This is a genomic window from Sinorhizobium mexicanum (assembly GCF_013488225.1).
Taxonomy (GTDB): Bacteria; Pseudomonadota; Alphaproteobacteria; order Rhizobiales; family Rhizobiaceae; genus Sinorhizobium; species Sinorhizobium mexicanum.
On the sequence record NZ_CP041241.1, the window covers coordinates 268,840 to 284,255 of the forward strand.

Consider the following 15,416-nt stretch of genomic DNA (forward strand, 5'->3'; position numbering starts at 1 on the left):
ATGGAAGCGAAGACAGAGAACGATGCTTCCGAGTCCATGGTGGGGCTGTTGTCCGAACCGCGGCGCCGGCGGATCCTCGAATGGCTGGAAGAAGAAGGCTCCGCGCGGGTGCGCGAACTCGCAGCCGCGTTCCACGTTTCCGAGGCGACGATCCGCCAGGATCTCGAGCGACTGGAAAACGAAGGCTTCATCACCCGAGAACATGGCGGCGCCTACCTGAACGCCGGCTCACGCCAGATCGGCACCATGACGCTCCATCACCAGGAAAACATGGACAAAAAGCGCCGTATAGGCGCGCTTGCCGCGAGCCTCGTCAAGGATGGCGAAACTCTGATCCTCGATGCCGGGACGACGACCACTGAAATCGCCATGCGCCTGACCAGCCGGCGCGACCTGACGCTGATCACCAACGCACTCAACATCGCCATCATCCTTGGCTCGGTGCCGACCTTTGCTGTTCATATGCCCGGTGGCCAGTTCAAGTCGCCGACGCTTTCGCTGTCGGGGGACAAGTCCGTCGAGTATTTTCGCAACATCTTTGCCGGCAAGCTGTTCCTTGCGACAGCTGGTGTGGCGCTGGACGCGGGACTGACCTATCCAAGTTTCGCCGACCTGCAGCTAAAGGAGGCTATGATCAAGGCGGCGGCCCACGTGTACCTCGTGGCCGACTCCACCAAGATCAACAAATCCTCCTTCACACGGCTTGGTTCCCTGGACGTCGTCCACTCCTTCATTACTGACGACGGCATTTCCGATCGCGATGCGAAAGAATTTGAGCGCCGCGGCATTGAAGTGCTTATCGCTGCGAGCTGACGGCTTAGCCGGCCATATCGTCGAACGTATACTTTTTGGATTCGCAGCGTGGTCCGTCAAGGCGACTGACGCTGCCTGCACTCCCGATCGGTCGCGTCTTCACCCGAGCAGGGAGTCTCCGTTCTGACGGAGACCTTTCGCCACGCCGTCCGGCGCCCTGCCCCCGGTCCAATCGGCGAGACGAGGGCTCGGGATTGGGCGTTACCGTCCGGCGCTGCGCCGAAACCTTCGTTCCAGCCTCCATCACATCGGACAAGTCGACCGTCGTCGGGCCTTTTTCCTTCACGCTGTGACCGTTCGCACGCCAGCAATGAAAGCCAAGGCCCAGCGCAAGGTGGAACGAAAATGTCATCTTGCGTTCGATTTGAGAAAATTCTTTGCTTATAAAATCTATCAATTCTATGCAGTTTAGTTGCTGGCAATTGCACTCCAGCACCATCAATGAAATCCGGGACGCCAGTCGATGAACCGACGTACATTTCTTTCCTTTGCCTCGACATTTTCGCTTGGACTTGCACTGGGTCTCCCAAAAGCGGCCGCGAACGTCGACGCCAGCACGACACTCGCAATCGCCGACCAGAGCGAATTCGTGCGCAATCTCCTCGATGCCAGCGGCAAAACCTCGGAGCTCGGATTCAAGGCGAGTTTTCCGAACTTTGCCGGTGGGCCGGCTATCCTTGAAGCGATCCGAGCGGGCGCGCTGGATATAGCATATGTCGGCGATACGCCGCCGATCCAGGCGCGTGCCGCCGGCACACTCCTGCCGATCGTCGGCACATTTACGCGTCAGGTTGCGCAATACCGGCTCACGAGCCGCCCTGGACTGGTGATCAACAAACTGGCGGAGCTCAAGGGCAAGAAGCTCAGCTATGTCGAGGGATCCGGGCGCCAGGTTTTCCTGATCGAGGCTCTAAACAGGGCCGGGGTCTCTTTGAAAGACGTTGAGCTCGTCAACCTTCGTGTCGCGGACCTACCCGATGCGATCCGGTCCGGTACTGTCGACGTGGCCGTTCTGACCGAACCTCATGTCACGCGTCTCGTCAGGCAAGCTGGCGCCTCTCCGGTGCTTGATCCGGTCGAACGGCAAATCCTGCCCAGCACGAGCTATTTCTATGCCCGGCCCGATGTCCTGGCCGACTCCAAGAAGGCCGCAGCTATCGAAAATTTCCTTGCCGCGTTTGCCCGTGCAGCCAAGTGGAGCAATGCGAACAGGCAGGCTTGGGCCAAGTATTACTTCACCGACTTCCAGCGAATCTCGCCCGACGAAACGGCGGCAATTGTCGCTGCAGAGTCCCCGCTCTTGCTGCAGACGTCGGCGGAAGCCATTCCTCACCACCAGAAGCTGATCGACATCCTCTATCAGGCGGGGTCGCTCAGGGAGCGCTTCGACGCAAAGACGTCCTTCGTGGACACCTACGACTCAATCATCGCGGCGGAGCGCTGAGCGAGCCATTGTGCAGAGAGGAGGAACCGTGACCGAGTTCATTTCCGACCGTACCTTTCCAGCCAACTTGCCCAAGCCCGCACCCATCGTCGATCGGCCAGCCGAACGCGCCTGGAGCGGACGCCTCACGCCAGGACGCCTTCCTTCGGGTGCAAGGCTGCTTGGTCCTGCCCTGGTCGTTCTGGTATGGGAGGCTGCGTCTCGCCTCGGGCTTCTCTCCCCCTACACGCTGACGGCGCCTTCCACCGCCGTCGTGACCGGTTATGAACTGTTGGCCGACGGCACTCTGCTGCCACATCTCTTGGCTTCAGCGGTGCGTGCCTATGCCGGCCTTTTTCTCGGCGTCACGGCCGGCGTCGTCCTTGCGCTCGTGTCTGGGCTGACACGGAGCGGCGAAGCACTGATCGATGGCGTGGTGCAAATAAAGCGCGCGATTCCAACGCTGGCGCTCGTCCCCCTTGTCATCATCTGGCTGGGTATCGGCGAGGCCATGAAGATATTCCTGATCTTCACCGCCGTTCTCGTGCCGGTGTACATCAATACGCATGCGGCCCTGCGCGGAATAGACATCGGTCACGTCGAATTGGCTCGAACCCTCGGCCTGACCCGAGCCGAATTCGTCCGAAGGGTTGCGCTTCCAGGTGCTCTCCCCGGCTTCTTCGTCTCTCTACGCCTGGCCGTCACGCTCTGCTGGACAGCGCTGGTCGTGCTCGAGCTCATCAATACGCAGACCGGCATCGGATACCTGATGAACCGTGCCCGCGATTGGGGTCAGACAGACATCATCGTCGTCGGGATCTTCATCTACGCGATACTCGGCCTTGCTTCCGACGCCGTGGTTCGTCTGGTCGAGGCGCGGACGCTCTCTTATCGGAAGGCATTGGGAGCATGAACGTCCACTCACCCTCGTTCTCGTCGGTTTCCCTGCGGAACTTGTCGCGTGGCTTCGACGATAAGACGATCCTCAAGGATATCACGCTGGATATACCCAAGGGGCAGTTTGTGGCGCTTCTTGGCGAATCGGGCTCCGGGAAGACAACCCTGTTGCGAGCGCTCGCCGGCCTGGACGACGATGCCAAAACCGAGGGAGAGTTCTGGGCACCCCGAAACACGTCGGTCTTGTTTCAGGATGCGAGGTTGCTGCCCTGGATGAGCGTCGTCGACAACCTGACGCTCGGTCTGAGACGGGCTGACGCGAAACCTGCAGCATTGGCAATGCTGGAAGCGGTGGGACTTGGCGACAAGGCCGATGTCTGGCCGGCCACTCTGTCCGGCGGCCAGAAGCAGCGGGCGGCGCTGGCGCGTTCGCTCCTTCGTCAGCCGCAACTCCTGCTTGCTGACGAACCGTTCGGCGCACTCGACGCGCTTACACGCATTCGGATGCATGGCCTGTTGTTCCACCTCGTTGAACTTCACAAGCCGACGGTCGTGCTCGTCACCCATGATGTCGATGAGGCGTTGCTTCTCTCCGATCGTGTCCTCGTTTTGAAAGATGGTCGGATAGCCGAAGACCACCAGTTCGCCCTGTCGCATCCCCGAAGCGCCGGTCACCCGACCTTTATCGAACTCCGCCAGACGCTGCTGCGCAGCCTAGGCGTTGAACCAAACCTCGTTTGAAAGAAAATTGCCATGACGCGTCAACTGCACTTCAACCTCTTTCTGATGCCCCGCGGACACCACGAGGGCGCATGGCGCCATCCGGACTCTACGCGCCGTGCCCTGACCGATTTGGAACTCTATGTCGAAGCTGCCAAAATTGCCGAGGCCGCAAAATTCGATGCCGTATTCCTTGCTGATGTTCTGGTTGCTCCCAACAATGGCGGTCTGGTTGCCACCGGTTCTCTGGAGCCGGTCACGCTTCTGTCTGCGGTGGCGGCACGTACAAACAAGATTGGCCTGATCGGAACTGCCTCGACGACCTACAGTCTGCCATATACGCATGCGCGGCAGTTTGCCTCCCTTGATCATTTGTCCGGCGGTCGAGTGGGCTGGAATATTGTTACTTCCTGGGCGCCTCAGGCCGGCCTGAACTATGGGCTCGAGCAGGATGTCGGTCACGGAGATCGCTACGCGATCGCAGAAGAATTCGTGGAGGCGGTCGACGCGCTTTGGCGCAGTTTTCCGTCCAGAGCCATTAAGGACGACCGGGACTCCGGGCAATATCTCGATCCAGCCCTCATACAGCCCGTCAATTACCGCGGCACCCATTACCGTACGCAGGGACCGCTAAACGTCCCGAGCAGCCCGCAAGGTCGGCCTGTCTATGTACAAGCCGGCCAATCGGAATCGGGACGCAGCTTCGCGGCGCGCTGGGCCGAAGCAATCTTTACTGCCCACCTCGTCAAGGAAACCGCGCAATCATTCTATTCAGACGTGAAGGGACGGGCGGGCGCCTTCGGACGCCACCCGGAAGATATCGTTGTTCTCCCAGGCATCAGCGCCGCGATCGGATCGACCACGCGTGAAGCGCAGCAGGTGTGGGAGGAGCTTGACGCGCTGACCAGCCCGCAGATCGGGCTCGCGCGCCTCTCGGCGCGGTTCGGTGGGCATGACTTCTCCGGAATCCCGCTGGATCGCGTCCTGACGCGTGGAGATTTTCCAGATCCGACACAAGTCGAGGCGTCCAAAAGCCGTGCGACCGGTTATGTCGATGCGGCCCTCAAGGAAGGCCTCACACTGCGCCAGCTGTTGCAGAAGCTGGCGGGAGCCAGAGGACATTTCACCGCGACAGGAACGCCGGAACAAGTTGCCGACATCATCGAGGACTGGTTCAAGACCGGCGCAGCCGATGGCTTCAATGTCATGCCGCCGATCGTTCACAAGCAGTTCGAGCTGTTCGCAACCGAGGTCGTCCCGATACTTCGCAAGCGAGGTCTCTTCCGCACTGACTATGAAGGAAGCACCTTGAGATCACATTTCGGATTGAAACCGGTTCAACCAAATATGCCACTCGCTCGTAGCGCTTGATGTCTGTCATCACCGGAGCGACTGTCGGCGCCGGTAAGACACAATCGAGGCCCGCTTAGGCGAGCCTCCATTTCGGCGTCAAAGCTCGTGAGTGATAACCATGCTTTCTCTGTCGCAGCAGATCGAGGAACAGCCGGCAACCAGCGTACGCCAGAAGAGGGCAAGCGATATCGGCCCAAGGTCGGATGTGTGGCGGATGCCGAGAAAGGCTGAACTCCACAGCGGGAATGCCGAAACGTGGAGGCAGGGTGGCGCGCATATCATGACCGTTGCCTGTCGTTCTCCCTCGGCAGTCTCACCACGGCGGTATTCCTCAATCGTTCATAAGAAGGGGCCTGCCACGACGGGCAGGCCAAGTACGCTCGGGGAGTAACCGAGCGGGGGGAAAGTTCGCGTGCTCGTCCGACCTCACGCAGATGAGGAATCGGCACGCTTTCCAGACGCGGCGAGCCCGAGGCCTGCGAGAACCAGCGCCACGCCAGCGGCAAACATTAGACCGAGCTTATCGCCGAACAAGAAGGCGCTTGCAGTGATGCCGAAGACAGGTTGCAGGTACTGGACGCTCGCCGCGACGCGGGCGGGTACGGCCCTCAGCAGATAGAGCCAAAGGATCAGGCCGACGACCGTCACCATCACGCCGAGATAGGTGATGGCGGCAAAGGCTTCGACGGTGATCTCAACGGGTTGCCGGGTCATTTCCCAGCCGGCCATCGGCAGGACTGTAAGAAGCCCGACGAGCATGTTCCATGCAGCAACGGGCATGAGGCCGTATTTCTCGGTCAACTCGGCGCTCCAGATGTAATAGGAGGCAATACCGACCGCCGATACCAGCATCCAGACGACACCGGCGACCGTCGTCTTCGACATGTCGTCGACACCTGACCCGCTGCCGACGGCTACGAGCGCGATGCCGAAGAATGCGGCGACGAGGCCACCCCATTGCAGGCGGGTCACCGCCTGCTTGAAGCGAACGGCCGCCAGGATGACCATGAAGACGGGGATGGTGGCCGAAAGGATCGTCGCGACGGAAGCCGATGTCCCCTGCACCCCGAATGACTGGGCGACATTGCCGAGCGTGATGCCCATCACGCCAAGGCCAATGATGCTGGGAATGGCCTTTCTGGGTACCCGAAGCTCGCGCCGCGCCAGGAACATGAACAGAGGCACAGCGACCATGAAGCGCAGGGCCGTGAACGTCATCGGCGGTATTGTGCCGAGCCCAAGCTTGGTGATCGGGATCGATAGGCCCCACATCAGCGCCAGCAGGAACATCGCACCGAGGCTTTTCGTCGACAAGAAGCCGGATGGAGCCAGCGGTCGCGGCAAAACCGCCGCTTCAAGCGAATATTGTGACATGTTCAGGTGGCCGTCGAGTTGGTTTTGGCGTGAGTCTATGCCATGTGTAGTCCGAGCTTTACCCGCTCGACAAACCATTTGTTCTCACAGGACGCGTGACGTTTGATCACGCATTCGACGCCATGACTGACCAGCTTCCTCCCCTGCAGACGCTCCGCGCTTTCGAGGCAACGGGCAGGCGGCTGAGCATGACGCTCGCGGCGCAAGAACTCCATCTGACCCATGGGGCAGTGAGCCGTCAGATCAAGGCCTTGGAGGACCATCTGGGTGTGCAGCTCTTTCGTCGCATGATACGGAGAATCGAACTGACGGAAGCAGGCCAGTCGTTCTTCAGCACCGTCACGCGGCTCCTCTCCGAGCTGTCACGCGAAGCTGAGGACATACGGCGCAGGAGCGATACCAGTCGCCTTGTTGTCAGTTGCGGCGTGTCCTTCGCGAGCAAGTGGCTGACCCCGCGCCTGCATCGCCTGATGGGAAACTATCCGGACCTCGACGTGCATCTGGAAGTCACTGACGTGCCCGTGGATTTCGTGTCCGGTCATGTGGACGTCGCCCTACGCTATGGCAACGGGCAGTATCCCTTTGCGACGGCCGAGCGCATCATGAACGAGACCGTGTCGCCTGTCTGTTCTCCGGACTATCGGGGGAAAATGGGAGGGCTGCACGCGGCCGAAGACTTGACGAAATGCAAGCTCATTCACGAGATCGGCATGAATACCACATGGGAGCGGTGGTTCGCCATGATGCAGTTGCCCTATCCGGGCATGCGGGGTCCTGGATACAGCCATGGGAGCATGTCCATCGAGGCGGCTATCCGTAGCGCGGGTGTCGCGCTCGGACGGAGCGTCCTCGTCGCCGAAGACCTCGCAGCCGGCCGGCTCGTATCGCTTTTTCCCCAAGCCCGGCTTGAGGTGGAATGGGGCTACGACCTGGTCTACCGGATCGGCAACCAGGACCATCCGAAGGTGAACGCCTTCCGCAATTGGATCGCCCAAGAGGTGCGAGAGTTCACGCACGGCATCTTGTAAGGGCCGGCGGGCTGGATGCCTGGTGGCGTCGCCAGCCCGCCGGCCTGATCAAAGCAGGAAACTCCAACTCCCGGCGGTCCAAGCTTCGGTCTCGGCCGAAACAACCCAAGACTCTCCGAAATCCCGGAGGAAACTTGGGTCTCAGGTGACAGAGGGTGTCACACTCGCTTGACTTTCTGCAGCCCGACATTGCGCACGACATCGGCTATCTGTGCATATTGCGCCGTTAGCGGATTGGTCTTGCGCCAGACCATGCCGATCGTACGGGTGGGACGCGGCTCCGCGAGGCGGAATACACAGACCGGCGAGGACCGCGTCTCAATCTCCACCGCCATCTGCGGGATGAGTGTCACGCCTATGCCTGCGCCGACCATCTGCACGAGCGTGGTCAGCGAACTGCCCTCCATGAGTTCCCGTGCGGACGATGTGGTGATATTGCATACGGAGAGCGCCTGGTCGCGGAAGCAATGCCCCTCTTCTAGCAGCAGCAGCCGCATTTCATTTAGCAGGTCGGGGTCGGGGACCGACTTGCCGCTGTCTTCCAGCGGCCGCACCAGAACGAATTCTTCCTGAAACAGCGCGACCTCTTCCAGTGATGGCTCGGACACGGGAAGCGCGACGATCGCTACGTCCAGGCGCGCCTCGGCAAGATCGTCGATCAGCCTATGCGTGATCGCTTCACGCGGCCTGGTGTCAATTCCAGGAAAGCGGGCGCTCAGAGTTTTGATGATGTCCGGCAATAGATAGGGGGCTACCGTCGGGATGATACCGAGGCGAAGCCGCCCGCTGAGATGTCCTCGGGTTGCCTTGCCGAGATCCTCGAGCTCGTCCACCAGTCGGAGGATGGCGCGTGCTCTCAGCGCGAATGCCTCTCCGAGCCCGGTCAGCCGGATGTGACGCCCGCCGCGCTCGACGAGAGGCGAGCCAACCACTTGTTCCAGTTCACGGATTTGAACCGAAAGCGCGGGCTGGGACACGGCGCAGCTCTCGGCCGCACGACCGAAATGGCCAATACGGGCAAGCGCATCGAAATAGCGCAGATGCTTCATGGACAGGCTAGTCATAAGACAAACATATCGCAGGCGTTAGAATATACAATTGGAGATTATTGATCCACCTTGCTATGTGAGGTCATCCGGTAGCTGCCTCGACTCGGCGTCCAATGGATCGATCGAGAAGTGCGGATGCCGTATCCGTTGTGGACAAAGAAAATTCAAGAGGATCTAAATGGATACCAAAACGACGACCGGAAGATGTCCTGTCATGCACGGCGGCAATACCGCTTCCGGCAAGTCGGTGACAGGCTGGTGGCCGAACGCGCTGAATCTCGACATCCTGCATCAGCACGACACCAAGACCAATCCCCTCGGCAAGGACTTCAACTATCGCGAAGAGCTGAAGAAGCTGGACGTAGAGGCTCTAAAGGCCGACCTCCGTGCACTGATGACCGATAGCCAGGAGTGGTGGCCTGCCGACTGGGGCAGCTATGTCGGCATGATGGCCCGCGTCACCTGGCATGCGGCTGGTTCCTACCGCACGGCCGATGGCCGCGGCGGCGCCAACACCGGCAACCAGCGTTTTGCTCCGCTGAACTCGTGGCCGGATAACGTCAACACCGACAAGGGTCGTCGCCTGCTCTGGCCGATCAAGAAGAAGTACGGCAACAGCATCTCCTGGGCCGACCTCATCGCGCTCGCCGGTACCGTCGCCTACGAACAGGCCGGCCTGAAGACCTTCGGCTTCGCCTTCGGTCGCGAAGACATCTGGCATCCGGAAAAGGACGTCTACTGGGGTGACGAGCAGGAATGGCTGGCGCCGAGCGACAACCGCTACGGCGACGTCTCCAACCCGAAGACCCTCTCCAACCCGCTTGCAGCCGTGCAGATGGGCCTGATCTACGTCAACCCGGAAGGCGTGAACGGCAAGTCCGATCCGCTCGCAACGGCCGCTCAGATGCGCGAAACCTTCGCACGCATGGGCATGAACGACGAAGAGACCGTCGCCCTGACTGCAGGCGGTCACACGATAGGCAAGTGCCATGGCAATGGCAGCGCGGCTGATCTCAGCCCCGATCCGGAAGCGGCCGGCCCCGAATTCCAGGGACTTGGCTGGATGAACACCAAGGGTCGCGGCATCGGCCGCAACACCGTGGTTTCCGGCCTCGAAGGCGCATGGACCAGCGAGCCCACCAAGTGGGACAACGGCTTCTTCGACATGCTGTTCAAGCATGAATGGCACCTGGTGAAGAGCCCCGCCGGCGCCACCCAGTGGGAACCGGTCTCGATCGCCGAGGAAGACAAGCCGGTCGACGTCGAGGACCCGTCCATCCGCTGGATGCCGATGATGACCGATGCCGACATGGCGCTCAAGGTTGACCCGACCTACCGGGCGATCTCCGAGCGTTTCATGAACGACTTCAACGCGTTTTCCGATGCCTTCGCTCGCGCCTGGTTCAAGCTGACCCACCGCGACATGGGACCGAAGTCGCGTTACCTCGGCCCGGATGCTCCGGCTGAAGACCTGATCTGGCAGGACCCGATCCCGGCCGGCCGCAAGGACTACGACGTCGCCGCAGTCAAGGCCAAGATCGCTGCTGCCGGTCTGCCGTCAGCCGAACTGGTCGCCACCGCATGGGACAGCGCACGGACCTTCCGCGGTTCCGACTTCCGCGGCGGTGCCAATGGAGCACGCATTCGCCTTGCTCCGCAGAAGGATTGGGAAGGCAACGAGCCGGCTCGCCTCGCCCGCGTGCTTGCCGCTCTCGAGCCGATTGCGGCGTCGACGGGCGTCAGCCTTGCCGACGTCATCGTCCTGGCTGGTAACTGGGGTGTTGAACAGGCTGCCAAGGCTGCCGGTTTCGATATCACCGTTCCGTTCGCTCCGGGTCGCGGCGACGCGACGGCCGAGCAGACCGATGCCGAGAGCTTTGCTCCGCTCGAGCCGCTGGCCGATGGTTTCCGCAATTGGGCCAAGACCGAGTTCGTGGTCAGCCCCGAGGAAATGCTTCTCGACCGTGCCCAGCTCATGCGCCTCACAGCTCCTGAGATGACGGCTCTGGTTGGCGGCATGCGTGTCATCGGCACGAACCATGGCGGCACGGCACACGGCGTGTTCACCGACCGCGTCGGTGCGCTCACGAACGACTTCTTCGTCACGCTGACGGACATGGCCTATACCTGGGTTCCGACCGGCCGCAACAGCTACGAAATCCGCGACCGCAAGTCGGGCGTGGCGAAGTACACTGCGACCCGAGCCGACCTCGTGTTCGGCTCGAACTCGATCCTGCGCGCCTATGCCGAGGTCTACGCACAGGACGACAGCAAGGAGAAGTTCGTCAACGACTTCGTCGCCGCTTGGACCAAGGTCATGAACAACGACCGGTTCGATCTGGTCGGCTGATCTGCCTGGCACCACGAAATGAGCCCTCCCCGGACGTCTCGGGGAGGGCTTTTTTATCTCTTTGCCGAGAGGCTACTGTCAGGCGCGTCCGTCTCGATCGGACTTCGAGGGCCCGCGAGAGGGCGGCGTCATGGTGCCGGTCGGCTCTTTCTTGTTGACCGGATCCTTACCCTTTTTTTCCCGCGCGTGAGCCTCGGGGCCGCCGACGATCGTCCCCGGAGCGTCTTCATCGATTGGCTGCTGGGGGGCTTTGTCACGCTCAGTGGGCATCGCTTCTGTCTCCTCTTGATCAGCAGCCACAACGGCTTCCACCGCTTATTGTTCCGTTTGTGGGGCTGGTCACTCCGCAAAGGCAGTCGCCGGGCGGGCGAACTCGATTGCTGGGTTGCCCGATCGAATCTCTTCAAGTCCATCAGGACACAGGCGAGCACGAAGTGACGCTCGCGGGCGAGGGTTCATCTGAGCCGTTGGCCGCAACCGGGCACAGGAGCGTTCCACCGGGCGCGTCCACCTGAGACTGCCATATGGGCAACTGCTACAGTCACACAACTCGATCGGCCGACCTCCGGCGTCAGAGTCCGGGTTGAAGGCGCAATTGACTGGCTACGTTGCGATGTCTGCATGATGGCAGGCAGTAAACAAGCCAGGCGACGCTGTTCTTTCAACCAAGTTTGGCTCGCGTTCTGCGCAGATCTCAGTCGCCTTCCAGCAGCGGGTGCGAAACCTGCAGCCGCTCGGAGGGTTTGCCGGGCTTGGCAGGTCTCCTTGGAGAACGATGCGTTGACGCGTGCGTCGCAACTTCGGGTCCGGTGTTGGGACCGCCGAGAGCAGGGCTTGCGTGTAGGGGTGCGCCGGCGCGCTGAAGATCGCCTCTTTCGGCCCCGTCTCGATGATCTTGCCGAGATACATGACCATAACCCGATCGGATACATGCCGAACGACTGCGAGATCGTGGGCGACGAACAGCATGGCCAGATTTCGTTCGCGCCGCAGTTTCGCAAGAAGATTCACCACCTGCGCCTGAACTGATACGTCGAGTGCGGATACGGGCTCATCACAGACGAGAAGGGCGGGATTGAGCGCGAGCGCTCGCGCAATGCCAAGCCTCTGTCTCTGGCCACCGGAAAATTCGGAGGGGTAGCGTTCGGCGTGCTCGGCCCGCAAGCCAACGGATTCCAGAAGGTCGATGGTTTCTGCGCACCACCGTGACCGCGGCAAAACATCCGGATGTAGCGCCCAGGGCTCCGAGATCAGGCGATCGACACGCATGCGGGGATTGAGCGATTGGTAAGGGTCTTGGAACACCACCTGCATCTTGCGGCGCAGGGCATGAAGCTGCTTTCCGCTCGCGCTCGTTATATCGACGTCATCAAGCACCGCGCGACCGCTGGTTGCCGGGCCAAGTTTCAGCAGGGTTCTGACCAGCGATGTCTTGCCACAGCCGCTTTCTCCGACAAGGCCCAGTGTTTCGCCTCGCGCGATCTCGAAGCTGACGTCCTCGACGGCGCGGATCGGCGCTTGCGGGCTACCGAAATGTCGCGAAAGATTCTCGACCTTGAGAAGCGGTTTGCTCATGCGGATAACACCGGGAAATGGCACGCGACCTGTCGGCCGGGACCCATGGGCTGAAGGGCGGGAACGACCTGAGCGCAAATATCCTCAGATTTGGGACAGCGGGTCCGAAAAGCGCAGCCGGAGGGCAGGGAGGCCGGATTGGGAGCGGAACCGGGGATCGGCGTGAGTTCGGCATCCTCGCTATCCATGCGCGGTTGCGAGGCAAGAAGACCCTCGCTGTAGGGATGGCGCGGGTCCTCGAACAACTCGAAAACATTCGCCGTCTCGACGATCCGGCCGGCATACATCACCGCAACACGATCGGCGAGTTCGGCGACGACACCAAGATCATGGGTGATGAAGATCATGCCGGCATCGCTTTTCTTGCGCACGCGGTCCAAGAGATCGACGATCTGGGCCTGAATGGTGACGTCGAGCGCAGTCGTCGGCTCGTCCGCAATGATGATGTCCGGTTCGAGCGCGACAGCCATCGCGATCATGATCCGCTGGCGCATGCCGCCGGAGAATTCATGCGGAAACTGTTTCGCGCGCCGGGCAGGGTCTGGAATGCCGACCGCCGTCAGCAGATCAAGAACGGCGTTGTCGATGCCTGCCTCTGGTGTGAGGCCATGGATACGGAACATTTCGGCGATCTGCCAGCCGACCGGATAAACCGGATTGAGGGCGGCGAGCGCATCCTGGAAGATCAGGGCAATGCGACTGCCGCAGAGGTCCCGGCGCTCGTTTTGGGCAAGCCGGAGAATATTGGTGCCGTCGAAATGAATAGCGCCTTTATTGATTGCGCCGGGCGGATCGGGAATGAGGTCCATGATCGCAGCCGCTGTCACGGATTTGCCTGATCCGCTTTCGCCGAGCAGCGCCAGCACCTCACCGCGTTCCAGCGAGAAAGACACGCCGTTGAGAGCCAGAATGCGTCCGGCTGCCGTGTCGAAGCTGACCTGAAGGTCCTTGATTTCGAGGAGCGCCATTACCGTCTCCGGCTCACGAGACGCCAGTGCTGAGAGGGGTCGTTGACGATCCGGAACCAGTTGGCGAGAAGATTGAAGGACATAGTGGTGAGCATGACGGCAAGGCCGGGGAAAAAGCCGAGCCACCAGGCGGAGGAGAGATAGCCCTGTCCCTGCGCGACCATCAGGCCCCAGCTGACGGCCGGGGGCTGAATGCCGAGACCCAGATAGCTGAGGCCGGATTCGAACAGCATCACCATGGCGAGATTGACGGATGCGAGTGTCAGCATCGTCGGTGCGACACTTGGAAGGATATGAACACGCAGGATCCAGAGCGATCCGCCGCCAAAGACGCGGGCCGCGTCGACAAACAGGCGTTCGCGCGCTTCGAGCGTTTCAGCACGGGCAACGCGGATATAGGCGGGCATGCGGGTGATCGCGAGAACGAGGATGAGATTGAGGATACTCGGGCCGAACAGGTAGAGACCAAAGAGCGCGACGAGCAGTGTCGGGAAGCCGAGAATGATATCGGAAATCCGCATGATGACATTGCCGATGAGGCCACCGAAATAGCCGGCGACAATCCCAAGCAGCGTTCCTCCAAGCAGGCTGGTCAGCACGGTCACAAGGGAAATGCCGATCGTTGTTGACGCTGCCTGTATCAGCCGCACAAGAAGCGGTCGCCCGAGCGCATCCGCACCAAGCCACAGCGTCCAGGATTGGCTGAAGTCGAAAGGCGGCAGATTGCGAGCCTTCAGCGAAATGCGGGTGTCTCCCAGAAGAGAGAAGGCATCCGCCAGAATGGCGAGGACAACGATCAGCAGCCAGACCGAGGCGGCGACAGCCATGGGATCTCCGCGAAGGGCACGAAGGAACCAGGCGAGGCGGCCGGTTCCGGAGTTGCGTTCGCTGAGCGATTCTGAGGTGGCTTCGGTCATTCCACCCTCACGCGCGGGTCGATGGACGCGTAGAGCATGTCGACCAGGATATTGATGATGAAGATCACGACGGCGACGGCGAAAATCGACGCCTGCACGATGGCAAAATCGCGTTTGAGAATTCCGTCGATCAGAAGTTTACCAATGCCGGGGAACCCGAAGACAACCTCGACAACACCGCCGCCGCCGGCAAACTGCGCGGCCAGATCGCCGGTGACCGTGACGACCGGCAACAACGCGTTGCGTAGCGCGTGCACGAAGATCACGCGTTTGCTGCGGGCGCCCTTGGCGCGGGCGGTGCGGACGAATGTCGCGTTCAGCGCCTCGATCATCGAGCCGCGAACGATCTGAACCAGCGTTCCGAAAGGTCGGGCGAAAAGACAGGCGACCGGAAGAACCCAGTAGACCGGGCCGCCGAAGCCGGATGTCGGCAGCAAGCGAAAGGTGACGGCAAACAGGAGTACGCCCATCAGTCCCAGCCAGAAGTCGGGAACGCTCGCCGCGGCCTGCGACAGCACATTGATGCCGCGATCAATCCAGCCGCCGGCGTTGACGGCGGCAATGGAGCCCACAACGATGGCCGCCACGAAGGCGAGCGTCAGGGCAATTGCGCCCAGGGCAAGCGTGTTCGGCAAGGCTTCGAGCACCACATCCATGGCTGGCCGGTTATGCCAGAGCGACATGCCGAAATCGAGCCGGAGCATGTCTCCGGCCCAGTCGAAGAACTGGGTCAGGAGGGAGCGGTCAAGGCCGAGACGACCCCGCATCGCCTCACGCGCCGCATCGGATGCATCGACCGGCAAGTAGAGGTTTACGGGATCGCCGGTAAGGCGCACGAGGATGAAGGCGGAGGTCATCAACGCCGCAAGCGCGAGCGCGGCGAAGACCATCCTTCTGACAAAATAGGCGAGCGACATCCGTTCTCCTCGGGTAACGATCGAAGAAAATG

14 protein-coding genes are annotated in these 15,416 nt (G+C 61.1%); 7 read left to right on the top strand and 7 right to left on the bottom strand.

What is annotated here, in order from left to right:
- The 5 genes from FKV68_RS25405 to FKV68_RS25425 all read left to right on the top strand — a co-directional run bounded on the left by FKV68_RS25405 (window position 1) and on the right by FKV68_RS25425 (window position 5,224).
- Complete coding sequence (locus FKV68_RS25405; RefSeq protein WP_180943296.1) at window positions 1–813, top strand: DeoR/GlpR family DNA-binding transcription regulator; 813 nt, start codon at window positions 1–3, stop codon at window positions 811–813.
- Window positions 814–1,276: 463 nt separating this feature from the next.
- Window positions 1,277–2,257, top strand: a complete 981-nt coding sequence (locus tag FKV68_RS25410; RefSeq protein ID WP_180943297.1) for an ABC transporter substrate-binding protein — start codon at window positions 1,277–1,279, stop codon at window positions 2,255–2,257.
- Between the two features lie 67 nt (window positions 2,258–2,324).
- Window positions 2,325–3,149: an ABC transporter permease gene (locus FKV68_RS25415; protein ID WP_245181405.1), complete on the top strand. Its 825-nt coding sequence runs from the start codon at window positions 2,325–2,327 to the stop codon at window positions 3,147–3,149.
- Window positions 3,146–3,874, top strand: a complete 729-nt coding sequence (locus tag FKV68_RS25420; RefSeq protein ID WP_180943299.1) for an ABC transporter ATP-binding protein — start codon at window positions 3,146–3,148, stop codon at window positions 3,872–3,874. The genes FKV68_RS25415 and FKV68_RS25420 overlap by 4 nt, the downstream gene beginning before the upstream one ends.
- 12 nt (window positions 3,875–3,886) lie before the next feature.
- On the top strand, window positions 3,887–5,224 hold the full coding sequence (locus FKV68_RS25425; protein ID WP_180943300.1) for an LLM class flavin-dependent oxidoreductase: 1,338 nt from the start codon (window positions 3,887–3,889) through the stop codon (window positions 5,222–5,224).
- Window positions 5,225–5,632: 408 nt separating this feature from the next.
- Here FKV68_RS25425 and FKV68_RS25430 read toward each other — a convergent pair whose 3' ends face one another.
- Window positions 5,633–6,496, bottom strand: a complete 864-nt coding sequence (locus tag FKV68_RS25430; RefSeq protein ID WP_180943898.1) for a DMT family transporter — start codon at window positions 6,494–6,496, stop codon at window positions 5,633–5,635.
- 206 nt (window positions 6,497–6,702) lie between these two features.
- On the opposite strand from FKV68_RS25430, the gene gcvA reads away from it, so the two are divergent.
- Window positions 6,703–7,608 (top strand): transcriptional regulator GcvA, encoded by a 906-nt coding sequence (gene gcvA, locus FKV68_RS25435; protein WP_180943301.1) that lies wholly within the window; start codon window positions 6,703–6,705, stop codon window positions 7,606–7,608.
- Window positions 7,609–7,766: 158 nt separating this feature from the next.
- On the opposite strand, the gene FKV68_RS25440 is transcribed toward gcvA, so the two are convergent.
- Window positions 7,767–8,672 (bottom strand): hydrogen peroxide-inducible genes activator, encoded by a 906-nt coding sequence (locus tag FKV68_RS25440; RefSeq protein ID WP_180943302.1) that lies wholly within the window; start codon window positions 8,670–8,672, stop codon window positions 7,767–7,769.
- A 163-nt stretch (window positions 8,673–8,835) separates the two neighbouring features.
- On the opposite strand from FKV68_RS25440, the gene katG reads away from it, so the two are divergent.
- Window positions 8,836–11,007 (top strand): catalase/peroxidase HPI, encoded by a 2,172-nt coding sequence (gene katG / locus FKV68_RS25445; RefSeq protein ID WP_180943303.1) that lies wholly within the window; start codon window positions 8,836–8,838, stop codon window positions 11,005–11,007.
- Between the two features lie 78 nt (window positions 11,008–11,085).
- On the opposite strand, the gene FKV68_RS25450 is transcribed toward katG, so the two are convergent.
- From FKV68_RS25450 to FKV68_RS25470, 5 genes are all read right to left on the bottom strand, one after another.
- Entirely contained in the window at window positions 11,086–11,277 is a 192-nt protein-coding gene (locus FKV68_RS25450) for a hypothetical protein (protein ID WP_180943304.1), read from the bottom strand.
- Window positions 11,278–11,610: 333 nt separating this feature from the next.
- Window positions 11,611–12,582: an ABC transporter ATP-binding protein gene (locus FKV68_RS25455; protein ID WP_180943305.1), complete on the bottom strand. Its 972-nt coding sequence runs from the start codon at window positions 12,580–12,582 to the stop codon at window positions 11,611–11,613.
- Window positions 12,579–13,550 carry an ABC transporter ATP-binding protein gene (locus FKV68_RS25460; RefSeq protein ID WP_180943306.1) on the bottom strand — a complete coding sequence of 324 codons (972 nt, stop codon included), beginning with the start codon at window positions 13,548–13,550 and terminating at the stop codon, window positions 12,579–12,581. Before FKV68_RS25460 ends, FKV68_RS25455 begins: the two co-directional genes overlap by 4 nt.
- Entirely contained in the window at window positions 13,550–14,467 is a 918-nt protein-coding gene (locus tag FKV68_RS25465; protein ID WP_180943307.1) for an ABC transporter permease, read from the bottom strand. Before FKV68_RS25465 ends, FKV68_RS25460 begins: the two co-directional genes overlap by 1 nt.
- Window positions 14,464–15,384, bottom strand: a complete 921-nt coding sequence (locus FKV68_RS25470; RefSeq protein ID WP_180943308.1) for an ABC transporter permease — start codon at window positions 15,382–15,384, stop codon at window positions 14,464–14,466. The genes FKV68_RS25465 and FKV68_RS25470 overlap by 4 nt, the downstream gene beginning before the upstream one ends.
- Window positions 15,385–15,416 lie beyond the last annotated feature (32 nt).